22 protein-coding genes are annotated in these 25,074 nt (G+C 72.3%); 14 read left to right on the top strand and 8 right to left on the bottom strand.

Features of this window, described 5'->3' with window-relative positions:
* Window positions 1-9: 9 nt before the first annotated feature.
* A complete protein-coding gene (locus ABD419_RS19610) occupies window positions 10-507 on the top strand; it encodes an anthrone oxygenase family protein (protein WP_344489916.1) in 498 nt (165 codons plus the stop codon).
* Here the strand turns inward: ABD419_RS19610 and ABD419_RS19605 are convergent.
* Window positions 504-1,424: an ROK family protein gene (locus ABD419_RS19605; protein WP_344489914.1), complete on the bottom strand. Its 921-nt coding sequence runs from the start codon at window positions 1,422-1,424 to the stop codon at window positions 504-506. The two genes, ABD419_RS19610 and ABD419_RS19605, sit on opposite strands and share 4 nt — an antisense overlap.
* Window positions 1,425-1,545: 121 nt before the next feature.
* On the opposite strand from ABD419_RS19605, the gene ABD419_RS19600 reads away from it, so the two are divergent.
* Window positions 1,546-2,397 carry a metalloregulator ArsR/SmtB family transcription factor gene (locus ABD419_RS19600; RefSeq protein WP_344489912.1) on the top strand — a complete coding sequence of 284 codons (852 nt, stop codon included), beginning with the start codon at window positions 1,546-1,548 and terminating at the stop codon, window positions 2,395-2,397.
* Window positions 2,394-2,993, top strand: a complete 600-nt coding sequence (locus ABD419_RS19595) for a dihydrofolate reductase family protein (protein WP_344489910.1) — start codon at window positions 2,394-2,396, stop codon at window positions 2,991-2,993. The genes ABD419_RS19600 and ABD419_RS19595 overlap by 4 nt, the downstream gene beginning before the upstream one ends.
* 53 nt (window positions 2,994-3,046) lie before the next feature.
* Here the strand turns inward: ABD419_RS19595 and ABD419_RS19590 are convergent, their stop codons facing one another.
* The 5 genes from ABD419_RS19590 to ABD419_RS19570 form a co-directional block, all read right to left on the bottom strand.
* Window positions 3,047-4,108: a tartrate dehydrogenase gene (locus ABD419_RS19590; protein WP_344489907.1), complete on the bottom strand. Its 1,062-nt coding sequence runs from the start codon at window positions 4,106-4,108 to the stop codon at window positions 3,047-3,049.
* 92 nt (window positions 4,109-4,200) lie between these two features.
* Window positions 4,201-5,094 (bottom strand): LysR family transcriptional regulator, encoded by an 894-nt coding sequence (locus ABD419_RS19585; RefSeq protein ID WP_344489904.1) that lies wholly within the window; start codon window positions 5,092-5,094, stop codon window positions 4,201-4,203.
* 87 nt (window positions 5,095-5,181) lie between these two features.
* A complete protein-coding gene (locus tag ABD419_RS19580) occupies window positions 5,182-6,810 on the bottom strand; it encodes an SLC13 family permease (protein WP_344489901.1) in 1,629 nt (542 codons plus the stop codon).
* Window positions 6,811-6,924: 114 nt separating this feature from the next.
* Window positions 6,925-7,977, bottom strand: coding sequence for a LacI family DNA-binding transcriptional regulator (locus tag ABD419_RS19575; RefSeq protein WP_344489898.1), 1,053 nt, complete (start codon window positions 7,975-7,977; stop codon window positions 6,925-6,927).
* Between the two features lie 15 nt (window positions 7,978-7,992).
* Window positions 7,993-8,952 (bottom strand): hydroxyacid dehydrogenase, encoded by a 960-nt coding sequence (locus tag ABD419_RS19570; protein ID WP_344490227.1) that lies wholly within the window; start codon window positions 8,950-8,952, stop codon window positions 7,993-7,995.
* Between the two features lie 365 nt (window positions 8,953-9,317).
* Here ABD419_RS19570 and ABD419_RS19565 point away from each other — a divergent pair, with 365 nt between their 5' ends.
* From ABD419_RS19565 to ABD419_RS19540, 6 genes are all read left to right on the top strand, one after another.
* A complete protein-coding gene (locus ABD419_RS19565; RefSeq protein ID WP_344489896.1) occupies window positions 9,318-10,622 on the top strand; it encodes an ABC transporter substrate-binding protein in 1,305 nt (434 codons plus the stop codon).
* Window positions 10,619-11,566, top strand: a complete 948-nt coding sequence (locus ABD419_RS19560; protein WP_344489893.1) for a carbohydrate ABC transporter permease — start codon at window positions 10,619-10,621, stop codon at window positions 11,564-11,566. Before ABD419_RS19565 ends, ABD419_RS19560 begins: the two co-directional genes overlap by 4 nt.
* Window positions 11,563-12,417 (top strand): carbohydrate ABC transporter permease, encoded by an 855-nt coding sequence (locus ABD419_RS19555; protein WP_344489890.1) that lies wholly within the window; start codon window positions 11,563-11,565, stop codon window positions 12,415-12,417. The genes ABD419_RS19560 and ABD419_RS19555 overlap by 4 nt, the downstream gene beginning before the upstream one ends.
* Complete coding sequence (locus ABD419_RS19550) at window positions 12,414-13,082, top strand: hypothetical protein (protein WP_344489887.1); 669 nt, start codon at window positions 12,414-12,416, stop codon at window positions 13,080-13,082. Before ABD419_RS19555 ends, ABD419_RS19550 begins: the two co-directional genes overlap by 4 nt.
* Window positions 13,083-13,135: 53 nt before the next feature.
* Entirely contained in the window at window positions 13,136-13,747 is a 612-nt protein-coding gene (locus ABD419_RS19545; protein WP_344489884.1) for a DUF6928 family protein, read from the top strand.
* A gap of 73 nt (window positions 13,748-13,820) precedes the next feature.
* Window positions 13,821-14,510 carry a tyrosine-protein phosphatase gene (locus ABD419_RS19540; RefSeq protein WP_344489881.1) on the top strand — a complete coding sequence of 230 codons (690 nt, stop codon included), beginning with the start codon at window positions 13,821-13,823 and terminating at the stop codon, window positions 14,508-14,510.
* 33 nt (window positions 14,511-14,543) lie between these two features.
* On the opposite strand, the gene ABD419_RS19535 is transcribed toward ABD419_RS19540, so the two are convergent.
* Window positions 14,544-15,752: an MFS transporter gene (locus tag ABD419_RS19535; protein WP_344489879.1), complete on the bottom strand. Its 1,209-nt coding sequence runs from the start codon at window positions 15,750-15,752 to the stop codon at window positions 14,544-14,546.
* A 104-nt stretch (window positions 15,753-15,856) separates the two neighbouring features.
* Window positions 15,857-18,538: a hypothetical protein gene (locus tag ABD419_RS19530; RefSeq protein ID WP_344489876.1), complete on the bottom strand. Its 2,682-nt coding sequence runs from the start codon at window positions 18,536-18,538 to the stop codon at window positions 15,857-15,859.
* Between the two features lie 198 nt (window positions 18,539-18,736).
* On the opposite strand from ABD419_RS19530, the gene ABD419_RS19525 reads away from it, so the two are divergent.
* The 5 genes from ABD419_RS19525 (at window position 18,737) to ABD419_RS19505 (ending at window position 25,038) form a co-directional block, all read left to right on the top strand.
* Window positions 18,737-20,836: a glycoside hydrolase family 36 protein gene (locus ABD419_RS19525; protein ID WP_344489873.1), complete on the top strand. Its 2,100-nt coding sequence runs from the start codon at window positions 18,737-18,739 to the stop codon at window positions 20,834-20,836.
* A 12-nt stretch (window positions 20,837-20,848) separates the two neighbouring features.
* Window positions 20,849-22,162 (top strand): ABC transporter substrate-binding protein, encoded by a 1,314-nt coding sequence (locus ABD419_RS19520; RefSeq protein WP_344489870.1) that lies wholly within the window; start codon window positions 20,849-20,851, stop codon window positions 22,160-22,162.
* Between the two features lie 60 nt (window positions 22,163-22,222).
* Window positions 22,223-23,119 carry a carbohydrate ABC transporter permease gene (locus ABD419_RS19515; protein ID WP_344489868.1) on the top strand — a complete coding sequence of 299 codons (897 nt, stop codon included), beginning with the start codon at window positions 22,223-22,225 and terminating at the stop codon, window positions 23,117-23,119.
* Window positions 23,120-23,184: 65 nt separating this feature from the next.
* The gene (locus tag ABD419_RS19510; protein ID WP_344490224.1) at window positions 23,185-23,976 is read left to right on the top strand and encodes a carbohydrate ABC transporter permease; all 792 of its coding nucleotides are present in this window, start codon (window positions 23,185-23,187) and stop codon (window positions 23,974-23,976) included.
* A 60-nt stretch (window positions 23,977-24,036) separates the two neighbouring features.
* Window positions 24,037-25,038 (top strand): LacI family DNA-binding transcriptional regulator, encoded by a 1,002-nt coding sequence (locus ABD419_RS19505; RefSeq protein WP_344489866.1) that lies wholly within the window; start codon window positions 24,037-24,039, stop codon window positions 25,036-25,038.
* The last annotated feature ends 36 nt before the right edge of the window (window positions 25,039-25,074 follow it).

The raw sequence follows: 25,074 nt of genomic DNA, 5'->3' as shown, positions 1-25,074 counted from the left end.
AGGCCCCCGATGGAGCTGCTCCACCTCATCGCCCTCATCGCCGCCCTGCTGAGCTCCGGCCTCATGGCCGGCCTGTTCACCGGGTACTCGTACTCGGTGATGCCCGGCATCGCGATCCTCGACGACCGCAACTGGGTCGCCGCGCTCCAGCACATCAACCGCGTCATCATCAACGGCCGCTTCATGAGCGGGTTCCTCGGCTCGATCGCCTTCTCCCTCGCGGCCGTGGTCCTCGGGATCTTCCTCGACGACCGCGCCGCGCTCCCGTGGACGATCGCCGGACTCGTGCTCAACCTCGTCGGCTTCATCGGCACGATCGCGAAGAACGTGCCCCTCAACGACAAGCTCGAAGCCGCCGGCGACGTCGCCGCGCTCGCCGACCCCACCGCGCTGCGCACCGAGGTCGAGGCGACCTGGATCAAGTGGAACCACGTGCGCGGCATCGCGAACCTCCTCGCCCTCGCCGCGCTCGCCCTGGCCCTCTACACGGCCGGAACCGCCGCCTAGGACAGCAGATCGGCGCGGTGGACCAGTGCCGCCGCGCCGATGAGCGGCGCGTCGCCGCCCAGTTCCGCGCGCACCACCGGCAGGTTCGCCGCGTACGCGTTCACCGCGTACTCCCGCACCGCCGCCGCCACCAGCTCCGGGTAGTCCGCGGCCGCGAACGAGAACCCGCCGCCGATCACCGCCACGTCCAGGTCCAGCAGCGTCGCCGCGTTCACCAGCCCCAGCCCGACCGCGCGCGCCGACCGGCGCACCGCCGCCACCGCGACCGGCACGCCCGCCGCGTAGTCCCGCGCCAGGTCCTCGCCCGACGACCCGTCCCAGCCCCGGCCCCGGGCCCACCGGACCGTGCTCGGCCCCGAGGCGATCCCCTCGACCGTGGCGTCGTGCGCCGACCCCTCGACCGACGCGACCACGACCTGGCCGATGTGCCCGGCGTTCCCGCCGCTCCCGGCCACCAGCCGCCCGTCGCTCACCACGCCGCCGCCCACGCCCGTCGACACCACCATGACCAGCGCGTTCCGCACCCCGCGCGCCGCCCCCAGCCACGACTCCGCCAACGCGATGCACGTGCCGTCCAAGCGCAGCACCACCCGCTCCAGCCCCGACACGGCCGCCGTGAAGTCCGCGATCGCGAACCCCTTCAGCGACGGCAGGTTGATCGGCGCGATCGACCCCGCGCCCAGGTCCACCGGACCCGCCGAGCCGATGCCGGCCGCCGTCACCCCGGCCCACTCCGGCGCGGCCATGCAGTGCCGCACCACCTGCTCGATCGCCTGCTCGGCCGCACCCCGGTCCGCGGCCGCGGCCTCGCCGGTCGCCGCGCGCGACCGCGTCCCGGCCACCACCGAGCCGTCCTCGCGCACGAGCGCGGCCTCCACCTTCGTGCCGCCGAGATCAAGGGCCATCGTCACGTTCATGCCGCGAAGCCTACCGAGGGCCCGCAGGCGCTCACCGCGCCGTTTCCCCGGTCCCCGACCTGTGAGAAGCACCCCAAGATATTCCTTGACAAGAATATTCTCTCTGAGGAATACTTGTCGCATGGACGCAATCCTCGCGGCACTGGCCGACCCGGCCCGCTGGCGGCTCGTCACCCTCCTGGCCGAGCGCCCCCGACCGGTCGGCGTCCTCGCCGACCTCGCCGGAGCCCGCCAGCCCCAGACCACCAAGCACCTCCAGGCCCTCGAACGCGCCGGCCTCGTCGCCTCCCAGCGCAGCGGACAGCGCCGCATCTACGCCCTGCGACCCGGCCCGATCCGCGACGCCGCCGCAGCGCTCACCGCACTCGCCGACGCCGCCGAGACCGCCGGCGCCGCCTTCGACCGCCACGGCCTCGCCATGGGCGCCGAACGCCTCGCCGCCGCCGCGCCCGGCTGGGCCGACGGCCGCGAGTTCCACTTCGACCGCGCGCTCGACGGCGCCCCCGACGCCGTCTGGCACCAGCTCACCGACACCGCCCGCCTCGCGCACTGGTGGACCCCCGACGGCCTGCGCATCGGCGACCTCGCCTTCGACGCCCGCCCCGGCGGCCGCATCGTCCTCGAATACCGCGACGCCGAAGACCGCGCCGGCACCGGCGAAGTCGTCGGCCGCGCCGAAGGCACCGTCGAGGCCGCCGTCCCCCGCGAACGCCTCGCCTACCGCCAGTCGCCCCTCCTCGACGGCGGCGACCCCGCCTTCACCGCCGAGGTCGAATACACCCTCACCGCCCGCGGCGACGGCACCGACCTGCACGTGCGCTACCGCATCGCCGACAGCACCGTCCAGTCCGCCGACTTCATCGCCGGCATCACCACCGGCTTCGGCCAGAGCCTCGACAAGCTCACCGCGGCCGTCGCCGCCGAGACCGCCCGCACCACCGACCACCCGCACCCGACCAGGAGCACCACATGAGCAACCACCACGGCCGCAAGGTCATCGCCAACATCAACCTCTCCATCGACGGCCGCTACGACGGCCCCGGCGCCCCCACGGACATGGCCTGGGTCCTGCCCTACGCCGTCACCGACACCGCCCGCGACCACCTGACCGACCTCTGGAGCAACGCCACCACCGCACTCCTGGGCCGCACCAACGCCGAAGGCTTCCTCGGCTTCTGGCCCACCGTCATCGGCGCCGAGGGCGCCGACCCCCGTGACGAGGCCTTCGCGAAATGGCTCGTCGACGTCGACAAGGTCGTGCTCTCCTCCACGCTCACCGAGGCGCCCTGGGAGCGCACGACGATCGAGAACCGGCCCGCCGCCGAGGTGGTGGGGGAGCTGAAGGCGACCGAGGGCGGCGACATCCTCGTCCCCTCCAGCGCCAGCGTCATCAAGGACCTCCTGGAGGCCGACCTCGTCGACCGCCTCGCCCTCATGCACTTCCCCGTCGTCCTCGGCGGCGGCCCCGTCCTGTTCGACCGCCCGCTGCCCGAGGGCAAGTGGAACCTGAAGAGCCACCAGGCGTGCGAGCACGGCGCCGTCGCCGTCGTCTACGAGCGCGCCCGCTGATCCGGGAGTACGACCAGGGGCCGGCCGCGAACGGCCGGCCCCGCACACCGCCCCTACAGGTTCGCGACGACCGCCGCGGTCACCTCGTCCGTCGACGCCGACCCGCCCACGTCCCGCGTCCGCACCCCCTGCGCCGTCGCCGCCGCCACCGCCCGCTCGATCCGCTCCGCCTCGGCCTCCAGCCCCAGGTGCGCCAGCATCAGCGCCGCGCTCCCGATGGCGCCCACCGGGTTCGCCGCGCCCTGGCCCGCGATGTCCGGCGCCGAGCCGTGCACCGGCTCGAACATCGAGGGGAACCGCCCCTCGGGGTTCAGGTTCGCGCTGGCGGCCAGGCCCAGGCTTCCGGCGAGCGCCGAGCCGAGGTCGGAGAGGATGTCCGCGTTCAGGTTCGAGGCCACCACCACCGACAGGTCCTCAGGGCGCAGCACGAACTTCGCGGCCATCGCGTCGACCAGGACGCTCTCGGTCGCCACGTCCGGGTAGTCGGCGGCGACGCGGCGGAACACGTCGTCCCACAGCACCATCCCGTACTGCTGCGCGTTGCTCTTGGTCACGCTCGACACCTTCCGGCGCGAGCGCGTGCGCGCCAGGTCGAACGCGAACCGCATGATCCGCTCGCAGCCGACCTCGGTGAACAGCGCCGACTGCACCGCGACCTCGCCGCCGGGGCCGCGCGCGGCGAGGTTGCGACCGCCCAGGCCCGCGTACTCGCCCTCGGAGTTCTCCCGCACCACGACCCAGTCGAGGTCGGCGCCGTCGGCCTTGCGCAGCGGACTCTCGACGCCCGGCAGGAACGTCACGGGTCGCACGTTCGCCCACTGGTCGAAGCTCTGGCAGATCCGCAGCCGCAGCCCCCACAGGCTCACGTGGTCGGGCACCGTCGGCCACCCGACCGCCCCGAAGTAGATCGCGTCGAAGTCCGCGAGGACGTCCAGCCCGTCCTCGGGCATCATCACCCCGTGCTCGGCGTAGTAGTCCGAGCCCCACGGGAACTCCTCCCACGACAGGGCGAACCGGCCCTCGGCCTGGAGCGCGTCGAGGACGGCCCGGCCGGCGGCCACCACCTCCCGCCCGATGCCGTCGGCGGGGATGGCGGCGATGCGGAACTCGTTCACGGCTGCTCCTCCAGATGCGACTCGCACCGAGTCAACACCCGCCCGGGACCCGCCGTCCAAGACCGGTTCGCGATGGCGCCGATCGCCGCGCCCTATGGGTCCATGGCCTCCGACCAGGTCTCGGCCATCGCCACGAACGCCCGCGCGGCCGGGGTCAGCCCGTCGGGGCGGCTCACCAGCGACACGTGGAGGTGCCAGGCCGGCTCGATCCGGTGCACCGAAGCGCCGGTCCGCTCCGCGAGCGGCGTCCACGACGCCGGCATGACCGCGTGCCCGAACCCGGCGAGCACGAGCGGCAGGATCGAGGTGCGGTGCGCGATCTCGGCCGCCAGATGCACGCCGTCGACGTCGGCGAGGAGGTCGTCCACGAAGCGGCGCATGATGCTGCCGCGCTGGGAGGCGATGAGGCGCAGGCCGCGGAAGTCCTCGCGCCGCACCACGTCCCCGTGCGGGGGCCCGTCGCCGGGCGGGGAGATGAGGACGAGCGGCTGGCGCTCGACGGGGACGACCCGCAGCTCCGCGGTCCGCAGGTCCTCGGCGGAGCCGAGCAGCCCGACCTCGCTGGCGCCGGTCCTGACGTGCGCCACGACCTCGTCGGCGGTGAACGCGCCCTCGACGTTCATCTCGATCCCGGGATGGTCTTCGGCGAAGCGGGTCATCATGGCCGTCAGCGGCTCGATCCCGGGGGAGGGCATCGAGACCATGTCGAGGCGCCCGCGTTCGAGTTCGCGCACGGAGCGGGCCGCGTCGCGGGCGGTCTCGAGGTCGCGCAGGACCTGCCGGGCGGGCTCGACCAGGCGCCGGCCGGCGTCGCTGACGACGACGCCGCGGCCGACCCGGTGGAACAGCTCGACCCCGAGGCTCCGCTCCAGGTTCGCGATGGCCTGGGAGAGCGAGGGCTGCGCGATGTGGATCCGGTCGGCGGCCTTGCCGAAGCCGCCGTGGTCGACGACGGCGAGGAAGTATCCGAGTTGGCGTGCGTCCATGCGGCTCCGGCGTGACGAGGGCGCCCGCCCCCTTGGGCACCACCTCTCGGCAGTGTACGTGCGGGCGCCCGTTTTGCGCTAGTTCGTTCAGCTCCCGATCCCGGTGAGGGCGACCATCGCCGGGATGAGCGCGATGATGACGACCGCGCCGATGAGGTCGAACGTGATCCCGGATCTGATCATCTTCGTCATCGGCACGCAGCCGGTGCCGTAGACGATCGCGTTCTGCGGGGTCGAGACCGGCAGCATGAACCCGAGCGAGGCCGCGAACGTCGCCGCCAGGGCCGGTACGAGCGGGTCGACGCCCGCGGCCGCCGCGAGCGGGATGATGATCGGCACCACGACCGCCGCCGACGCGGTGTTCGACGTCGTCTCCGAGATGAGGATCGCCAGGATGACCGCGAACGCGGTGATCGCGAAGGTGCTGGTGATCCCGAGGGCGTCCGAGGCGCCGGTGCCGATGGTCTCGGCGAGGCCGGTCGCGGAGAGCATGGCGCCGAAGATGATGCCGGTGCCGAACAGGAGGATCGTGCCCCAGTCGATCTTGGCCGCGTCCTTCCAGCTCAGCGTCGCCTGCTGCTTCGACCAGTTCACCGGCAGCACGAACAGCAGCGCGGCGCCGATGACGGCGGAGACGCCCTCGTCGAGCCGGTCGCTGATCGTGGCGTACGCGCCCGAGTCGGTGCCCGCGATGAGGCCGACCGCGGCCGGGACGAGCCACAGGACCACGGTGACCGCGAAGGCGACCACGGTGTTCTTCTCGGCGCGGCTCATCGGGCCCGCCTCGGCGCGGCGCTCGCGGATGAACTCCTCGACGCCCTCGATCCGGCGGATCTCGGGCTTGTTGACCAGGAGCAGCACCGCCGCGAGGACCCCGAACATGATGAGGCAGATCGGGAGGGCGGCGAGCATCCACTGCCCGAATGAGATCCGCTCGCCGGTGGCCTCCTCGATGAGCCCCCGGCCGATGAGGTTCGGCGGCGATCCCACCGGCGTGAGCAGTCCGCCGACACTGGCGCCGTACGCGAGCATGAGTATGAGCGCGGTGCCCACGCGCAGGCGCATCGGGTCGAAGTCGGGCCGCACCACGCCCTGGGTCTGCATGAGCTTGGCGATGACGGCGAGGATGCCGAGGGCCGTGGGCATGAGCATCGCGACCGTGGCGGTGTTCGAGATGAACGCCGACAGCAGGCAGGTGATCGCGCCGAACGCGATGATCGTGCGGAACGTGGACTTCCCGACCCCGGGCAGGCCGAGGACGAAGAACGCGACGCGCTGGGCCACACCGTGCTTGAGCATCGCCTGCGCGAGGATGAACGCGCCGATGAACGTGAAGACGGTGGTCGACCCGAACGGGGCGAGCACGTCGTCGGCCGGCGCGACCCCGAGGACCACGATCGCGGCGACGCCGACGAGCCCGCCGATCGGGATGGGGATCGGCTCGCAGATCCACAGGACGACGACACCGAGGAGCACGGCGGCGAGGGTCTGCTGGTCGCCGGGCATGTCGAGCGGCAGGAACCCGAACACGAGGCTGACGAGCGGGGCGAGGAACCAGCCGACGAGGCGGCGGCCCCGCTCGAACCGCTCCTCGGCGCCCGATCCGAGTTCGGAGAGACTGCGGTAGGTGGACCCGCCCAACAGGGCCTTGTCCACATCGGTGCGTGGCACGTCCGAGGGCGCGGGCGCGCCCTCGTGCTCGGCTGTCGAAGCCATGCCTCCTCCTTGAGGGATTGACTGTGATCACTGTCGCACCCGATGGAAGAAACGTCCAAGAGTCGTACCCTTTGCGGCGTATAGGGATCGCCTATGAGTACGCGGCGGCCGCGCTCAGGGGCGCCGCGGGGCGGCGCTGTCCCTGACGACGATGTGGGTCCCGAGCATGACCCGGTCGTCGAGATCAGGTCCTCTGTGGAGGGACAGGCGCACTGCCTCGCGGCCGAGCTGCTCGTGCGGCACGTGCACGGTGGTCAGTGCCGGGGTCAGGTCCGAGGCGAGCGGGATGTCGTCGAAGCCGACCACCGAGACGTCCTCGGGGACGCGCACGCCGCGCCCGCGCAGCGCCTGGAGCGCCCCGGCCGCGATCATGTCGGTCGCCGCGAAGACCGCCGTGACGTCCGCCCGCTCCGCCCAGAGCGCCTCGGTCGCGACCCGGCCGCCCCCGCGCGAGAACGCGCCGGGCCGGATCAGCGACTCGTCCAGGGGCGCACCGTGGTCGGCGTGCGCGCGCCGGAACCCGGCCACGCGCTCGTCGGTGGTCGAGAGGCCGGGCTCGCGGCCGACGTAGGCGATCGTGCGGTGCCCGTTCGCGAGCAGGTACGACGTCATGGCGTACGCGCCGCCCTCGTTGTCGTACTCCACGACCGTGGCCGGGACGCCGGGCCCGGGGGAGGGGCGCCCGCACAGGACCAGGCGCGACCCCGACCGGTCGAGGGCGCGGGCGAAGCCGGTCATGCGCTCGGTGTAGGTGGCGGTGTCCTGGGCCCCGCCGACGAGGATCACCGCCTCGGCGCGCTGCTCGCGCAGGAGCTCGACCACCGCCGCCTCGCGCTCGGGGTCGCCGTGGGTGGTGCACAGGAGGCACAGGCGCCCTTCGGAGGCCGCCTGCTGCTCGACGCCGCGGGCGATGAACGCGAAGAACGGGCCGGTCGGGTCGTCGAGCACGACCGCCACCGTCCTGGTCGCCGCGCCCGCGAGCGCGCGGGCGTGCGCGTTGACGACGTAGTCGAGGTCGCGCATGGCGCGCAGCACCTTCGACCGGGTCGGCGGGGCGACCGGGTAGTTCCCGGCGAGGACCCGGGAGACGGTCATGGCCGAGACGCCGGCCCGCGCGGCCACGTCGGCCAGCGTGGGCCGCCTCCCCGGGTCGGTCCGCTTCGGCACCGGCAGGCTTCCCTTCTACGCCTGGCGCCAGCGCAGGTCGCCGTTGACGCGGTGGGCGAGCGGGCGTCCCGCGGCGAGCCGCTCGGCCTCCTCCACGATGTACAGCCCCATGCGCGCCAGCTCGTTGCCCTGCGAGCCCGCCACGTGCGGGGTGAGGAACACGTTCGGCAGCGTGAACAGCGGCGAGTCCTGCGGCAGCGGTTCGGGGTGGGTGACGTCGAGGACGGCCGAGATCCGGCCGGTCGCGAGCTCGGCGACGAGCGCGCCGGTGTCCACGAGCCTGCCGCGGGCGGTGTTGACCACGACCGCGCCGTCTTTGAGGGACGCCAGGCGCGCGGCGTCCAGCAGCCCGGCGGTCTCGGGCAGGTCGGGGGCGTGCAGGCTCACGATGTCGGCCTCGGCGACCAGCCGGTCCAGGTCGACCAGCTCGGCGCCGAGGTCCTCGGCCGGGTCGGCGTACGGGTCGGCCAGGAGCACCCGGAAGTCGAAGGGCCGCAGCAGCTCCAGCACGCGCCGCCCGATCCGGGAAGCGCCCACGATCCCCACGGTCCGGCCGAAGTTCCCGACCCCGGGGTGGATGCGGCCCAGCGGGAAGGTCCGCTCGGCCCGGAACACCTCCCGCAGCGTGAAGACCCCCTTGCCCGCCAGCAGGATCGCGGCCAGCGCGTACTCGGCCACCGGCAGCGCGTTCGCGTCGGCCGCCGAGGACACCGTCAGGCGCTCCCAGCCGGGGTCGGCCACGAGCGGCTTCACCGAGCCGGCCGCGTGCAGCACCGTGTGCAGGCGCGGTGCCCGGTCCAGGGCGGCGGCGTCGAGCCGCGGTGCGCCCCAGCCGGAGACGATGACCTCCGCGTCGGCGAGCGGCCCGAAGTCCTCGTACCGCTCGGCCACCCGGGACGGGTCGATGTCGAGCACCGCCCGGAGTCGGCGCATGAGGGGCGCGGGGAACAGCCCGGGCAGGTGGACGGGGTCCATGGCGAACAGCGCGGGCAGACGATCGGCCACCGGGGGCTCCTTGGTTCGGCGGAAGGATAGTTATCGGTTTCTACCATAGAAGCCGAACCCCGACTTGTCGAGCCTCGCTCGCAACCATGTCGCCAGTCCTTCAGGCACGCCGCTGACCTGCTCGAACCTCCTGCCAGGCAATCTGAACGACCGACAACGGTAACGATTTGGCAAACCCGGCTTGTGTTCGCGGGCCCTCGCCCCTAGTCTCACAGATAACGGTATCTATGCGATGCCCGACAGCCTCTCACCGCTCTGAAGGAGAAGACATGCGAAACGCAAGGGCGCGTTCGTCGGCCGCCGCGCCGGCACGGGGACTCTCACGCCGTTCGCTCATGCAGTCCGCCGGGGGCCTCTCGGTCGCGGCCGCCGTCCCGTTCGCGCTCGCCGCGTGCGGCACCTCGGGCGGCACGACCGGCGGCAAGACCTCGATCCGCTTCCTGTACGCCACCGGCGACGAGACCTGGAACGCGGTCGCGAAGGGCGTCGCCGACGCCTTCAACGCCAAGAGCGCCACCGCGGTCGTCGAACTCGAACCCCTGCCCGCCGGCACCGACTACCCGACCGCCATGAAGACCATGGACGCCACCGGGAACTGGCCCGCGCTCGTGGACATGCGCGACACCCTCACCTACCTGGAGGCCGGGAAGCTCGCCCCCATTCCCGCGAGCGTCACCGGCCTGCTCAACGACGAGGTCTACGCCCCCGTCGCGGACGGCGAGGTCTACATCGTCCCGACCACCGCCCTCAACGGCGAACTCGGCTTCAACATGGTCTACGACAAGGACTACTTCGCCGAGCACGGCCTCGCCGTCCCCGCCACCTACGCCGAGTTCATCGCCCTCCTCGACGCGATCAAGGGCAACGGCGACGCGCCCCTCGCCACCGCCGCCGGCGAGATCTGGCCCTCCGACCAGCTCTGGAAGCCCCTCGCCGCCCCCGTCTTCGCCCAGTACGACGCCGCCGGCGGCTTCTGGAACGCCGTGCGCGGCGGCGAGGCCTCCCTCGCCGACCTCCGCGAGCCCCTCGAGCGCCTCAAGGACATCACCGACGCGTACGTCCTCGAAGGCTGGCAGTCCACGCAGGACGCCCAGACCACCACGCTCCTGGTCAACCGCCAGGCAGTCATGGCCACCTCCTCGGCCGGGATCGGGCGCCTCAACGACGTCAACAAGGTCGACCCCGACTTCAACGCCGGCATCTTCTACCTGCCCGCCGACGACGGGAGCCTCAACGTCCTCAAGAACTCCGTCAACGGCGACACCGCCTCCGGCTTCGCGATCTCCGCGCAGGCCCAGGAGGACGAGAAGCAGTACGACGCCGCCGTCGAGTTCCTCGAGTTCTACTTCTCCGTCGAGGCCTGCGACCTCATGGAGGCCGCCGGCATGATCGCCCCCAACGTAAAGGCCTCCGACCAGGTCGAGCGCAACGCCACGATCCCCGGCGCCGACGACTACTTCGCGCTCCTGGCGAACCCCGACCTCACCTGGTTCGCGAACGAGACCACCTGGGCGGGCTTCAGCACCTTCCACACGTTCTTCCGGCAGGCCCGCATCGAGATGCAGGACGGCCAGACCTCCGTCGACGAGTGCATCGCCAAGTCCCAGGACGAGTTCGACGCCCAGGCGGAGCAGGGGTGAGCACCGCGACCGCCGAACGCCCGGCCGCCCTCGCCGGCGGCCGGGCGCGGCCCCCGCGCGCCACCCGCGCCGCCCGCCACCGGGCCGTGATGCTCCTGTTCATCGCGCCCGCGCTCCTGGTCTACGTCCTCATGGTCATCGCGCCCTCGATCCAGTCGATCCAGCTCAGCCTCACCGACTGGGACGGCATCAACCCCGCCTACGAGTACGTCGGCCTCGCGAACTACCAGGACATCCTCACCAGCGACCGGTTCTGGAACGCCACCCGGAACACCCTCGTCCTCGGCCTGGGCTCCGCCGTGGTCATCAACGCGATCGCCCTCGGCACCGCGCTCATGCTCGACAAGCTCCACCACGCCCAGGGGTTCTTCCGGACCATCGTGTACCTCCCCGCGCTCGTCAGCGGCTTCATCGCCGCCACGATCTGGAAGTACATGCTCAACTTCAACTTCGGGGCCGTCAACACGGTCCTGCGCGACCTCGGCTTCGAGGGCGCGGCCATGGACTGGCTCGGCGACAACGACATCGTCGTCGGCGTCCTGCTCTTCATCGTCTGCTTCACCCTGGGCGGCAACACCACCCTCATCTACCTGGCCAACCTCCAGTCGGTCCCGCAGGACCTCGTCGAGGCCGCCGAGATCGACGGCGCCTCCCGCGGGCAGGTCTTCCGCTACGTCACCTGGCCCATGCTCGCCGGCGCCGTCACCGTCAACATGACGCTCATGATGATCGCCGGGTGGACGATCTTCGACCAGGTCATGGTCCTCACCGCGGGCGGCCCCGGGTTCGTCTCCGAGACCATGGCGTTCTTCATCTACAAGGTCGGCTTCGGCGAGTACCGCGCCGGATACGGCTCCGCCGCCGCCATCGTCCTCTTCATCGTCGTCATGGCGACCACCGTGCTCGCCAACCGGTACATGCGCAGCAGGGAGGTCCAGGCATGAGCACCGCCGAACGCCGCAGGGAGCGGCGCCGCACCACCCCCGGCGAGGTCGTCGTCATGGCCGTCCTGTCGGTCCTCGTCCTCGCCGTCTCGTTCCCGGTCCTCTACGCGCTGCTCAACTCCTTCCGCAGCTACGCCGAGATCACCAAGGACCCCATGGGCCTGCCCACGGGCCTCAGCCCCGACAACTACGTGCGGCTGTTCCAGACCACCGACTACGGCGAGGCCCTGCTCAACACCCTCATCATCACCGGCGGCACCCTGGTGCTGCTCCTGGCCGTCGTCCCCATGGCCGCCTGGGGGATCGAACGCCTCGGCGGGCGCTCCGCCCGCTGGATCTACCTGCTGTTCATCGCCGGGCTCATGATCCCCTTCCAGGTCCGCATGATCCCGCTCGTCTCCTCCATGAACCAGATCGGGCTCTACTCGACCCTCACCAGCGTCATCCTCGTCCACCTCGGCGGCGCGGCCTCCTTCGGCATCCTCCTGTACTGCTCCTTCATCAAGGGCGTCCCGCGCGAGGTCGAGGAGGCGGCCGAAGTGGACGGCGCCGGGAGGCTCCGCACGTTCTGGTCGATCGTCTTCCCCATGCTCCTGCCGGTGACCTCCGCGTTCGTCATCATCCAGGCGCTGTCGCTGTGGAACGACTTCTTCATCCCGCTGGTCTTCCTCGACGCCTCCTCGGCCGGGACGATCAACGTCGCGCTCAGCCGCATGGTCGGACTCCTCACCTCGCAGTGGGAGCTCATCTACACCGGCGCGATCCTCGCGATCGTCCCCTCGGTGGTCCTCTTCGCGGCGTTCCAGCGGTACTTCATCAAGGGCATGTCCATCGGGGCGGTGAAGGGATGACCTCCTGGCTCGCCTACGACTCGCGGCTCTCCCGCGTGCTGCTCGTCGTCTTCTGGTGGTTCGCCACCTCAGTCCAGCTGCTCGCCACCGCCCTCCCGTTCGCCGCCGTCGACCACCTCGTCGGCCTCTCCCACCTCGGCATCTGGCTCGGCGCGCTCGCCGCGATCCCCGCGGGCCCCGGCCTGTACGCGGCCCTGACGTGCATGCGGGCCTTCGCCGCCGACGGCTACCCGGGCGCGCCCTTCGCCACGTTCCGGCGCGCCTGGGTCCGCGGCTGGACCCGCCTGTGGCGCATCTGGACCGGCGCGGCCGCGATCGGCCTCCTCCTCGCCTACAACGCGGTCCTCTACGGCGCGGACGACACCGGCTTCACCCTGGTCACGACCGCCGCCGCACTGCTCCTGGCCGCCCTCGTCGCCGTCGCGAGCGCCGCCCTCGCCGGCGCCGACGGCCCCGCGCTCGCGGTCCTCACCGCCGCGCTCAAGGCGGCGGCCGTGCGCCCGCAGGCGCCCGTCGCCTGGCTCGCCCTCGCCGTCCTCGCCTACGGCGCCGCGCAGCTCCCGGTCGTCGGCCCCAACCTCGCCCTCTTCACCCCCGCCGCCGCGGCCTGGGCGATCCTGGTCGTCAACGCCGCCACCGGCTTCGACCGGAAGGCCGTCTCATGATGTCGGACCCGCGGGCTACAGTTCGGCGCTGAGCCGCGACGGAAGGACACGCGATGGGGGCGAAAGCCGGACTGATCCACCTCGGCGGAGGCATCCCCGCGCACGCCCTCGCCGGCGGCCCGGCGTTCGACCCCGAACGCTCGGCCGCCCTCGCCGCCACGATCCTCGGCGGACCCGTCGCGCCCGCCGGCGCGCGCACCCTCGCCGAAGGCGGCGTCTGGCCCGAACGCGGCACGATCTGCGTCGGCGCGGGGGAGCACACCGCGCTCGTCGGCTACGCCGAGATCTGCCCCGACCGGCCCGGCACGATCACCGACTGGATCCGCGCCGTGGCCCCCGGCGGCGACGCGCACGGCGTCTTCATGCACAGCGTCGTCGACTTCGGAGCCGTCGCCGTCTGGGAGCACGGCGAGATCCGCCGCTCGATCAGCCTCGCCCCCGACTCCGGCGTCATGGACGACCTCGGCGACCCCCTCACCTTCGAGGCCCCCTTCTGGAACGGCGACCACGCCGTGGACGAGGACTACCCCCTCCCGTTCCACCCCCTCGACTTCGGCGAGGCCGCGCTCCTGGCCCTCTTCGGCTTCGGCATCGAGGGCAGCCCCGCCGCGTACGCGTTCGACCCCGGCACCGTCGCACTCCCGGCGTTCCGCCCCGCCGGCTGATCCGCCGCACGCGCCCGCGGGCGGGTGCCGGATCATCGTGAGGGTCAACGCCGAGTTCCGGAAGGACCCCTCCATGTTCGTCAACCTGCGCGACCCCGCCGAGCGCCTGCGCGCCGGGCAGCTCTACCGCTCCGCCCAGCCCGGCGCCCTCGCCCCGGAGGAGGTCGCCGCGATCGTGGCCGGGCTCGGTGTGCGCGACATCGTCGACCTGCGCACCGAGGCCGAGGCCGGGCGCGTCCCCTGGACCGGCCTGCCCGACACCGTGCGCGTGCACCGCCTGCCGCTCGGCGGCGACGTCATCGACCCCGAACCGCTGCGGCGCATCACCACCGGTGAGGACCTGGGGCGCTGGTACGCCGCGCTGGCGGTGGTCGCGGCCGAGCGGCTGGTGGAGGTCGTGCGGCTGGTCGCCCACGACGGCCCGACGCTCGTGCACTGCGCCGCCGGGAAGGACCGGACCGGGGTCGCCGTGGCCGCGGTGCTGGAGCTCCTCGGCTGCGACGCCGAGGACATCGCCGCCGACTACGGCCGCACCGACGCCGCGATGCGCGAGGTGGTGGCGATGGTCGCCACGGTGGGCGACGCCTTCGCGTTCGACACGAGGGGACTCCCGCCGATCCTCGGCCGCGCCCCGGTGGAGGCCATGGCGACCTGCCTGGCCGTCCTGGAGGCCGGTCACGGCGGCTTCACCGGGCTCCTCACCGCGAACGGCCTCACCGAGGACGACGTCGCGGCCCTGCGCCGCCGGTTCGCTTCCGAGTAGACGGGGCCGCGGCCGCGCCGCGGCCCCGTTCGGTCAGGCTTCGGTCTCGGGCCTGCGCACCGGGAAGCCGTGACGCTTGGCGGCGATCACCACCACCGCCACCGGGACCATGAGCGCCAGGACGCCCCAGGGGAAGGAGGCCGGTCCGAGGAGGCTGAGCAGGACGCCGCCGACGGCGCCGCCCGCGGCCATCGAGGTGTTCCAGGTGGTCACCAGGAGCGCCTGGCCGCGGTCGCCGCCCGCGTCGTTGACCGCGGTCTGGAGGAGCGTCGGCACGCCGCCCCAGCCCAGGCCCCACAGGACCACCGCCAGGAACAGCGGGACCGGCTCGTGCGCGAGCGCCGTCAGGATCGCGGCCGCGACCAGGAACAGGACCGAGCTCGCGATCGTGAGCCGCCGCAGCCGCCGGTCGACCATCGCCCCGGTGACGACGATGCTCGCCACCGAGGCGAGGCCGAAGACCATCAGCACCGACTCCCGGTGGGCGTCCATGCCGTTGGCCGCCAGGAAGGTCGCGATGTACGTGTAGAGGATGTTATGGGCCAGCACGTAGGCGGCGACGGTGAACAGGACCGGCACGACGCCGGGCAGCCGCAGCGCGGCGAGGATCGGCTCCCGCGCGCCGGGCCGGCTGCCGGGGGACTCGGGCACGGAGGCGCGGATCCAGATCATGAGGAGCGCCGAGACCGCGGCGACGAGGCCGAACGTCGCCCGCCACCCGATCCACTCGCCCAGGAACGTGCCCAGCGGGATCCCGAGCGAGAGCGCCAGCGGCACGCCCGCCATCGTCAGCGCGATCGCGCGGCCCTGCAGGTGCGGGGGCGCGAGCCTGCGGGCGTAGGCCACGAGCTCGGCCCAGACCACCGCGGCCGCCACGCCCGCCGCGAGCCGGAAGCCCATGGTCAGCGCGTACGAGGCCGAGACCGCGGTGACGAGGTTCGCGGCCGCGAAGACCAGGCCGGCCGCGAGCAGGAGCCGCCGCCGCGGCCACGCCGCGGTCGCCGCCATGACCGGGATCGCCGAGACGCCGGTGGCGACGGCGTACACGGTGAGGGTCTGGCCGGCCGCCGCCTCGCTCACCGACAGGCCCGCGGCCATCTCAGGCAGGACGCCGGCCGGGAGCGCCTCGGTGAGGATCGCGATGAAGGCGGCCGTGGCGAGCGCCAGCAGTGGCGAGAGCGGGAGCCGCTCGGCTCGGGACGCCTGCGGCGGTTGCGGATCGGGGTGAAGTGTCGTCGTCATGACCAGAAGCCTCCAACCTTGACACCTATGTCAAGGTCAAGTTCCGGTCGCGTGAGGTGCGACATAGGGTCCCGGACGCGGCGCGTCCGGGACCCTGTGCGGCGCTAGCGGCGTGCGGTGGTCGGGTCGCCGATCACCCTGGGGGAGATGACGATGCGGTCGAGGTTGGGCGCCCACGCGTCCGGGTTGCCGAGGCGGAGCGGCTGGTCGGCCGTCGCCAGGGTGACCGGGAAGGACCGCTGGAAGAAGCTGTCCCACGCGTAGGTGTAGCGGAAGTAGGCGTGGCCGACCTCCGCGCCGGCCTCGGTCGCCTGGAGGAGGCGGTCGACGACCTGCGGGTTGTAGTCGTGGTCGCCGGAGAGCTCGGCGTTGGCGTAGTAGACGGTGACGTCGTAGTCGCCGGGTGCGGCGAAGCCGTCGCGGGGGATCTCGATCGCGTTCGCCTCGCCGCCGCCGATCCAGCCGACGTAGGCCATGCCGGAGGCGTTGGACCCGGTCGCGTCGGCGAGTTCGGTGACCGCGGCCGAGCCCAGCAGGACGGCGTCCTCGGCCTCGATTGAGACGGCCGCGGCGTCGGCGGCCCGGTCGCGGACGGTGGTCAGCGACCGGACCGTGGCGCCGTCGGGGGAGCGGAGCTCGATCTCGTTGATCCCCTCGACCAGGTGCACGGTGGCGCTGGACCGCCACTTGCCCTTGCGGTTCGCGGTCAGCTCCGCGGTCGGCTCGCCGTTGACGACGACCTCGACCGAGGACGCCTTCACGGAGGACCAGTCGACGTGCAGGTCGTAGTAGCCGGTCTCCATCGCGTTGGCGTAGAGGTCGGCCCGGCCCTCGCCCGCGAGCGCCGCCGAGCCGCGGTCGCCGCCGCTCGCCCAGTCGAGCGAGGCGCCGTCCTCGAGTCGGAACGTCGCGGCCGGGTACACGGTGGACTCGGTCGCCACCGAGGTCAGCGACGCCTTGTCCAGGGTGATGTCGGAGTTCGGGAGTACGGTCGAGCCGTCCTCGCTGGAGCGGATCGAGAGGAGGTGCTCGCCCGCGGCGAGGTCCACCAGGACCTCGGCGCTGCCGCGGTACTGCCAGCGGCTGTTCGCGTTGAGCGCCAAGTCGGCCGCGTACTGGATCGTGCCGGCCGCGGCACCGTCGACGAACAGCGCGTGGCGCCCCGGCACGCCGGGCGCGCCGCCGGTGACCTGGAGCCGGTAGGTCCCGTCCTCGGGCACGTCCACGGTGAACTCGGCGCGCGAGGTCGCCTTGTTGAAGGAGCCGACGTCCCGGCCGCCGGAGGCGAGGAACTTCCAGCCGCCGTTGGCCTGCGGGTCCTGGGTGTACACGACGGCGTCGGTGAGGGCCATGTCCTCGGCCTCGATCGACGCGGTCCAGGCCTGCGCCGCGGCGTCGGCCTCGACGTCGCGGGCGCCGTCCGGGGTGATGACCACCTGGTACCCGGCGTACCGGTCGTACACCGGGACGTCGAGGGAGAGTGCGCCGCCGTCGAGTGCGACGCCGTTCGCGGCGGTGACGACGCGCGGGGTGTCGGTGAGGCCCTCGGCGCCGTTGAGCGCGACCTCGCGGACCTCGACGTCGACCCTGCTCCCGAAGACCGAGCGGTCGAGGCCGCTCAGGTCGAGCGTGACGTCGGAGCCGGTGCCGCCGAACAGGACCGTGGCCCGCCGGTTCGCCTCGTCGATCGCGCCGATGCCCTGGAGGGTGTCGACGGCGTTCAGCTCGGGCGGGGTGACCGCCACGGTCTGCGACCCGGCGAGGTCGCCGTACCACTTGAACATCCACCACCCGGCGTTGGCGCCGCCCGGCCGGGCGGAGTTGTCGGAGAGGTTCCCCGCGTAGTTCCAGTAGGCGACCTGCGCGTCGACCTTGGTGTCCTCGAACATCGCGAGCCACTGGACGAGCTGCCCGGGGACGCCCATGTCGCGGAGCATCCCGTACTCGGTGATGTTGACCGGGATCGGGTCGATCCCGAGCTCCCGCTCCAGGGCCCGGTAGTCGGCAAAGTTCTGCCGGTAGGTCGCCAGGTTGTCGATGCCCAGCTCGTGCCAGATGAAGACGTCCGGCAGCGAGCCGTGGTCCTTGACGAAGCGCAGGAGGTCGGCGCTGCGCTCGGGCTGCCAGCGGGTGTCGCCGGGGCCGCCGATGCGGGCGTGGCCGAGGCCGTGGCGGTCCCAGACCTCCTGGATCTTCTCGTACGCGGCCTGCCAGTCGGCGAGGAACTGCTCCTGCTGGGTCGCCCAGTCGGGGTACCAGTTGCCGCCGTCGGGCTCGTTGTAGGGGATGAAGACGTAGTCCTGGGGGCGGTCGGAGCCGGTGGCGACGGCCTCGGCCACGAACTCGGTGACCTCCAGGAAGTCCCAGACGCCGTTGGGCTCCTCGGTGTACGTGCCGTCGGCCTGGTCGTAGGCGCGGTCGTCGCCGGGGCGCCGGCCGCCGTTGTACGGCCAGTCGGGGTAGTAGTCCTGCACGTAGATGTACAGGTCCTCGCCGTGCTTGTCGAAGAAGCCGTCCTCGATCTTGATCGCGTCGCCGGAGGGGTGCTGGGTGCCGTAGGGGGCCTTCTGCGACGAGTTGGTGATGTGCGCGCCGTTGATGACGGCCTGGGTGGGGGCGCCCTCGTCGCCGAAGCCGTACAGCGTGCCGGAGGCGCCGCCGCGGAACTCGCCGGTGCGCTCGGCGAAGTCCACGGCGAGCACCTCGGTGTCCTGAGCGCTCGCTGGGGTGCTCGCGAGGCCGGTCACGGCCGTCGCGGCGACCGCCGCGGCAGCGACAGTTGCCATCGGTCTCCTCATCTCTCGGTCCTCTCGTCATTGACAGGGGTCGATCCGTAGATCCGAAGCCCGACCGTACCGAATTTTGATAACGATTTCAAGACGAGATTTGAAATCGATATCAGATCGGGCTAGGGTACCGAGTGAAATCGATATCAGACTCCCGGACCCCGGAAGTCCGATCCCACCACCGAGACAAGGGGCATCGTGGCCGAACAGTTCGCTTGGGGCAGTGACCGACTCGCACTCCGGTTCGAGTGGGGCCAGGACGCCCCGGTGCGCGTGACCGGGATCGTGCGCGACGGCCGGGACCTCCCCGTCCACCCCGTCCCCGTCGCCGAGGTCCTCACCGCCGACCGCGGCCACCTCCCCTCCTCCGACCGCCTCGCCCACACCGAGCTCGGCGCCCTCCTGCGCCACGCCTCCCACACCGAGGAGGCCTTCGACGGCGGCCGCCGCCTCGTCCTCCGCCAGACCGGCGACGGCCTCGCCGCCGCCACCGTCCTCGAGATCCGCGACGCCGCCCCCGCCGCGATCCGCGCCCGCCTCGAACTCCGCGCCCTCGACCGCCCCGTCGTCCTCCGCGCCGCCGCCACCTGGACCATGGGCTTCACCGCCCCCGCCCCCGGCGCCCTCGACTCCTGGCGGCGCCTCCACGGCGTCAACGACTGGCTCGGCGAAGGCCGCTGGACCGTCGACCCCCTCCGCGGCCGCGACTTCCCCGAACTCGCCTCCGAACTCACGCACCAGAACCCCCGCGGCAACTGGTCCGCCACCTCCGACGGCACCTGGTCCACCGGCCACCACCTCCCCGTCGGCGGCGTCGAGTCCGAAGCCGCCCGCCTCGCCCTCGTCTGGCAGATCGAGCACAACGGCGCCTGGCGCTGGGAACTCGGCGAAGACGTCGAAGGCGGCTACCTCAGCCTCGCCGGCCCCACCGACGCCGACGCCTCCTGGACCCGCCGCCTCGAACCCGGCCACGCCTTCACCACCGTCCCCGCAGCGATCGCCGCCGGCGACGACTTCGAGGACGCCCTCGGCGCCCTCACCGACCACCGCCGCGCCGCCCGCCGCCCCCACCCCGACAACGCCGCCATGCCCGTCGTCTTCAACGACTACATGAACACCCTCAACGGCGACCCCACCACCGAGAAGCTCCTCCCGCTCATCACCGCCGCCGCCGAGACCGGCGCCGAGACCTTCTGCATCGACGCCGGCTGGTACGACGACAGCGGCGACTGGTGGCCCACCGTCGGCGAATGGAAGCCCTCCACCACCCGCTTCCCCGGCGGCCTCGGCGAGGTCGTCGACGCGATCCGCGACGCCGGCATGACCCCCGGCCTCTGGCTCGAACCCGAGGTCGTCGGCGTCCGCAGCCCCGTCGCCGACACCCTCCCCGCCGAGGCCTTCCTCCAGCGCCACGGCCGCCGCCTCGTCGAACACCACCGATACCACCTCGACCTGCGCCACCCCGCCGCCCGCCGCCACCTCGACGGCGTCGTCGACCGCCTCGTCGCCGAGTTCGGCATCGGCTTCTTCAAGTTCGACTACAACGTCAACCCCGGCCCCGGCACCGACCACGACGCCCACAGCGTCGGCGACGGCCTCCTCGGCCACAACCGCGCCCACCTCGACTGGCTCGACGGCCTCCTCGACCGCCACCCCGGCCTCGTCGTCGAGAACTGCTCCTCCGGCGCCATGCGCCAGGACTACGCCCTCCTCTCCCGCCTCGCCATGCAGTCCACCTCCGACCAGCAGGACTTCACCAAGTTCCCGCCCATCGCCGCCGCCGCGCCCCTCTCCCTCCTCCCCGAGCAGGCCGCCAACTGGGCCTACCCCCAGCCCGAGATGGACGACGAAGAGGTCGCCTTCTGCCTCGTCACCGGCCTCCTCGGCCGCTACTACGTCTCCGGGCACCTCAACCGCATGAGCGACCGCCAGCGCCACCAGGTCGCCGCCGCCGTCGCCACCGCCAAGACCCTCCGCGCCGAGATCGCCGCCGGCCGCCCCCACTGGCCCGCCGGCCTCCCCGGCTGGACCGACCCCTGGACCGCCCTCGCCCTCCGCACCCCCGCCGGCGACCTCGTCTCCGTCTGGCGCCGCGGCGGACCCGCCGCCACCGAACTCCACTTCCCCCACCTCGCCGGACACGACGTCGACGTCGCCACCGTCTTCCCCGCCGACCTCCCCGAGTGGAAGACCGAATGGGACGCCGCCGCCGGCACCCTCACCGTGCAGGCCGGCGGCGCCGCCACCGCCGCCCGGACCCTGCGCCTCACCACCAGCCACAACCCTTCGAAGCACTAAGGAGCAGTTTCAATGAAGAACGGATTCCGCACCGCGCTGGCGCTCGCCGCCGCCGGAGCCGTCACCCTCGCCGGGTGCTCCGACCCCGGCGCCGGCGACACCGCCACCGGCCCCGCCGACTGGCCCGCCCAGGACGCCGACCTGACCGGCACCACCCTCACCATCTGGGCCGCCCAGAACTCCAACACCGTGCCCGAGAGCGTCATCGCCGGCTTCGAGGACCTCACCGGCGCCGAAGTCGAAGTGGTCACCATCCCCGACCCCTACGAGCAGGGCGTCCAGACCAAGGTCGCCACCGGCGACAAGCCCGACCTCGCCTTCTGGCAGCCCACCGCCTCCCAGCTGACGGCCCTCAACGCGAGCCAGAACCTCCAGTCCCTCGACGGCGCTCCCTGGCTCGACGCCTACGACCCCGCCCTCCGCGACATCACCGGCATCCTCGACGACACCCGGTACGCCGCCCTCGTCACCACCCCCGCCGTCCAAGGCGTCTACTACAACAAGGAGGTCTTCGCCGCCAACGGCATCACCGAGACCCCCGCCGACTGGGACGCCTTCCTCCAGACCGCGCGCGACCTCAAGGCCGCCGGCACCACCCCCTTCTACGAGATGGGCGCCGACCGCTGGGCCACCCAGTGGTGGGTGCAGGTCCAGCTCGCCGACGCCGCCGAGGACGGCCTCTGGGACCGCGTCAACGCCGGCGAGGAGGCCTTCACCGACCCGACCATCCAGGGCGCCATCGACCAGTACGCCGCCCTCATCGACGAAGGACTGTTCAACGAGGACATCGCCACCGCGACCTTCGAGGACCAGGGCGCCGCGCTCCTCGCCGGCGACGCCGCCATGGTCATGCAGGTCAACTCCTTCTTCGGCCAGCTCCAGTCCCTCGCCGACACCGAGGAGCTGAACCAGAAGATCGGCTTCTTCCCGATCTCCCCGTCCGGCACCACCGGCACGTTCATCCCCGACCAGTCCAACGCCCTCGTCGCCTTCAAGACCGGCGACGAGCAGCGCGAGTCCGCCGCCCGCCAGCTCCTGTCCTACTGGCTCGGCGACGGCTACGGCGACTTCGTGAACGCCCAGTCGACCGTCTCGCTCCAGACCGGCACCGAGACGCCCGCCGACGTCCCCGAGGCGCTCCTGTCCGCCTCCGAGGCCGTCGGCACCGCCGCCGGGTCCATGCAGGCGCTTGCCATCGCCAACCCCGACCTGTACATCTACCTCGCCGACATGATCCAGGGCACCAAGACGCCCGCCGAGGTCGCCGAGGCGACCCAGGCCCAGTTCGCCGAGCTGGCCAAGGCGCAAGGCGCCGAGGGCTTCTAGACCGTCCCCGCAGGGGCGCCGGCGGCATGGCCGGCGCCCCGCCCCGGAAAGGCAGTACTCATGGCCACCACCGCAACCGGAGTCCCGCGCTCCCACCGCCGCGACCACCCGCTGTGGTTCCTCGTCCCGGCCCTGGCCGTCCTCGTCGTGTTCTTCTTCGTTCCGACCCTGTTCAACTTCGTGTACGCGTTCACGGACTGGTCGAGCTTCAAGAGCGCCATCAACTTCGCCGGGACCGACAACTTCACCTCCCTGTTCACCAACGGCACGCTCCTCAACTCCCTCAAGGTCACGCTCGTCTACGCGGTCCTCGTCGCGGTCTTCCAGAACCTCTTCGGACTCGGCCTCGCGCTCCTGCTCGAACGCGACACCGCCGTCAACCGGGCCGTGCGGGTCGCGTTCTTCGTCCCGGTCGTCATGTCCGCGCTGGCGGTCGGGTACATCTTCCAGGCGCTCCTCAAGCCCGACGGGGCGCTGAACGGCATCATCGGCTGGTTCACCGGCTCCGAGGTGTCCATCCCGTGGCTGGGGTCGACGACGTGGACCATCGTGGTCGTCGCGATCGTCCACGCCTGGAAGTGGATGGGCCTGTCGATGCTCATCTACCTGGCCGGGCTCAAGACCATCAGCGAGGACGTCATGGAGGCGGCCCGCCTCGACGGCGCCGGCCGGTGGACCATGTTCCGCTCGGTGCGGTTCCCCCTGCTGGCGCCCGCGGTCACGTTCAACGTCGCGACCGCGCTCCTCGGCTCCATGAACGGCTTCGACATCGTCCAGGCCACCACCGAGGGCGGCCCCGGCGGGACCACCGAGCTGCTGAACATCTTCATCTTCCGGACGTTCGGGCAGGGCCTGTTCGCCCAGGCCACCACCATGAGCCTGGTGCTGTTCCTGATGGTCGCGGTCCTCGCGTTCCCCGTCATCCGGTACCTCCGCAAGCGAGAGGAAGTCCTGTGACCACTGCGCTCACCCAGCCGGCCGCGCGCCGCGCGCCGCGCCGGCGGCCCCGGCCCGGCCAGCCGATCGCCGCGGTCCTCACCGCCGCGGCCGTCCTCGGCGTCCCGTTCTGGCTCGTGGTCGCCACCGCCGGCAAGGACCAGGGCGAGGCCCTGGACCCGAACCTGTCGGCGCCCACCGAATGGCGGCTGTGGGAGAACTTCGCGACGGTCTTCGCCGACGGGCGGATGCCCTCGGCGTTCTTCGGGAGCCTCCTCGTCATGGTCCCCGCCGTCGTCGGTGTCCTCGTCCTCGGCTCGATGGCCGCGTGGATCCTCGGCCGCCGCGGCGGGCGCCTCTCCGCGGCGATCTACGCGCTCGGCATCTCCGGGATCGTGCTGCCGCCCGCGGTCGTCACGATCGTGCTCCTGCTGCGCCAACTCGGCCTCGCCGGGACCGCGCTCGGGATGATCGGCGTCTACATGGGGATGTACCTGTCGACGGTGATCTTCTTCGTCACCGGGTTCGTGCGCACCATCCCGCACGAGCTCGAGGAGGCCGCCCGCGTCGACGGCGCCGGGCCGGTGCGCGTGTTCGTCAGGATCATCCTGCCGCTGCTGCGGCCCGTGCTCGCCACGGCGACGATTCTGATCTGCCTGTACATCTGGAACGACGTGTTCTACGCGCTGTTCGTCATCGGCGGGCGCATCGACACCCTGCCGCTCAACCTGTACCAGGTCGCGAGCGCGGGCCTGTATCTGCAGAACTGGCACCTGATCTTCGCCTATATCATCCTGATGAGCCTGCCGCTGCTGATCACGTTCATGGTCGCCCAGCGCAGGATCATCTCCGGGATCACAAGCGGAGCGGTGAAATGAGGACCAGTACCAGCGGAGCGGCGACATGAGGACCCGCACGAGCGAGGCGGTGAGTTGAGCATGGCCGGCAACCCGACGATCTCCGATGTGGCCGCACGGGCGGGCGTCTCGGTGCCCACCGTCTCCCGCGTCCTCACCGGAGCCGCGAAGGTGAGCCCGGCCAAGCGCGAGCTCGTCGAGGCCGCGATCGCCGACCTCGGCTACCGGCCCAGCGCCGCCGCCCGCGCCCTCGTCTCCCGCAAACCGCAGACGATCGCGATCATCGCCGGGAACACCTCCCGCTACGGGTACGCCGAGACCATCCGCGGCATCGAGATCGCCGCCCGCGCCGAGGGGTACACGGTGATGATCACCGTGGTCGAGTCCGCCGACGAGGACGAAGTGGACCGCGCGATCGAGGCGACTCTGACTCAGCCGCTCGCGGGCGTCGCGGTCCTCAAGTTCGACCCGCCCGGCGTGGCCGCCCTCGGCAAGATCCCCGGGAACCTCCCGGTGGTCGCGCTCTCGGGCGTGCGTGAGGCGAGCCTCCCGCAGGCGGTCCTCGACGAGGCCGCCGCGGCCGAGGAGCTCACCGAGCACCTCCTGGGCCTGGGCCACCGCACGGTCCACCACGTGCGGGTGCCGCCCTCGCGCAGAACGGACGGCCGCACCACCGGCTGGCGCCGCGCCCTGCGCCGCGCCGGCGCCGACGTGCCGCCCGCCGTCGACGCCACCTGGGACCCGCGCAGCGGCGTCGCCATCGGCCGCGCCCTCGCCGCCGACCCCGCCGTGACCGCCGTCTTCTGCGGCAACGACGAGATCGCGATGGGCGTCATGCGCGGCATCACCGAAGCGGGCCTGCGCATCCCCGCCGACATCTCCGTCGCCGGGTTCGACGACAACCCCCTCGCCGAACTCTGGAGCCCGCCGCTCACCACCGTGGAGCAGGACTTCGCCGGCCTCGGCCGCCGCGGCTTCCAGCTCCTGCGCAACGCCATCGACGGCACCGACGCCCGCCGGCACTCCACCGAGCGCCCCAGGCTCGTCCTCCGCGAGAGCACGGCCGCGCCCAAGCCCCGCTAGACGCCGGCGGCGCCCCGCGGCCCGGTCGGGCCGCGG

Source organism: Glycomyces endophyticus, assembly GCF_039531525.1.
Classification (GTDB): domain Bacteria; phylum Actinomycetota; class Actinomycetes; order Mycobacteriales; family Micromonosporaceae; genus Glycomyces; species Glycomyces endophyticus.
The sequence above is the reverse complement of the archived record's forward strand: the minus strand, read 5'-3'. Positions and strand labels throughout refer to the sequence as shown.

Bases quoted from the DNA above. Each gene is read 5' to 3' on its own strand.
- ABD419_RS19595 (WP_344489910.1), top strand. From the start codon at position 2,394: ATGAGCAACCACCACGGCCGCAAGGTCATCGCCAACATCAACCTCTCC.
- ABD419_RS19535 (WP_344489879.1), bottom strand. From the start codon at position 15,752: ATGACGACGACACTTCACCCCGATCCGCAACCGCCGCAGGCGTCCCGA.
- ABD419_RS19520 (WP_344489870.1), top strand. From the start codon at position 20,849: ATGAAGAACGGATTCCGCACCGCGCTGGCGCTCGCCGCCGCCGGAGCC.
- ABD419_RS19610 (WP_344489916.1), top strand. From the start codon at position 10: ATGGAGCTGCTCCACCTCATCGCCCTCATCGCCGCCCTGCTGAGCTCC.
- ABD419_RS19515 (WP_344489868.1), top strand. From the start codon at position 22,223: ATGGCCACCACCGCAACCGGAGTCCCGCGCTCCCACCGCCGCGACCAC.
- ABD419_RS19565 (WP_344489896.1), top strand. From the start codon at position 9,318: ATGCAGTCCGCCGGGGGCCTCTCGGTCGCGGCCGCCGTCCCGTTCGCG.
- ABD419_RS19580 (WP_344489901.1), bottom strand. From the start codon at position 6,810: ATGGCTTCGACAGCCGAGCACGAGGGCGCGCCCGCGCCCTCGGACGTG.
- ABD419_RS19530 (WP_344489876.1), bottom strand. From the start codon at position 18,538: ATGGCAACTGTCGCTGCCGCGGCGGTCGCCGCGACGGCCGTGACCGGC.
- ABD419_RS19605 (WP_344489914.1), bottom strand. From the start codon at position 1,424: ATGAACGTGACGATGGCCCTTGATCTCGGCGGCACGAAGGTGGAGGCC.
- ABD419_RS19540 (WP_344489881.1), top strand. From the start codon at position 13,821: ATGTTCGTCAACCTGCGCGACCCCGCCGAGCGCCTGCGCGCCGGGCAG.
- ABD419_RS19550 (WP_344489887.1), top strand. From the start codon at position 12,414: ATGACCTCCTGGCTCGCCTACGACTCGCGGCTCTCCCGCGTGCTGCTC.
- ABD419_RS19555 (WP_344489890.1), top strand. From the start codon at position 11,563: ATGAGCACCGCCGAACGCCGCAGGGAGCGGCGCCGCACCACCCCCGGC.
- ABD419_RS19505 (WP_344489866.1), top strand. From the start codon at position 24,037: ATGGCCGGCAACCCGACGATCTCCGATGTGGCCGCACGGGCGGGCGTC.
- ABD419_RS19570 (WP_344490227.1), bottom strand. From the start codon at position 8,952: ATGGACCCCGTCCACCTGCCCGGGCTGTTCCCCGCGCCCCTCATGCGC.
- ABD419_RS19585 (WP_344489904.1), bottom strand. From the start codon at position 5,094: ATGGACGCACGCCAACTCGGATACTTCCTCGCCGTCGTCGACCACGGC.
- ABD419_RS19600 (WP_344489912.1), top strand. From the start codon at position 1,546: ATGGACGCAATCCTCGCGGCACTGGCCGACCCGGCCCGCTGGCGGCTC.
- ABD419_RS19545 (WP_344489884.1), top strand. From the start codon at position 13,136: ATGGGGGCGAAAGCCGGACTGATCCACCTCGGCGGAGGCATCCCCGCG.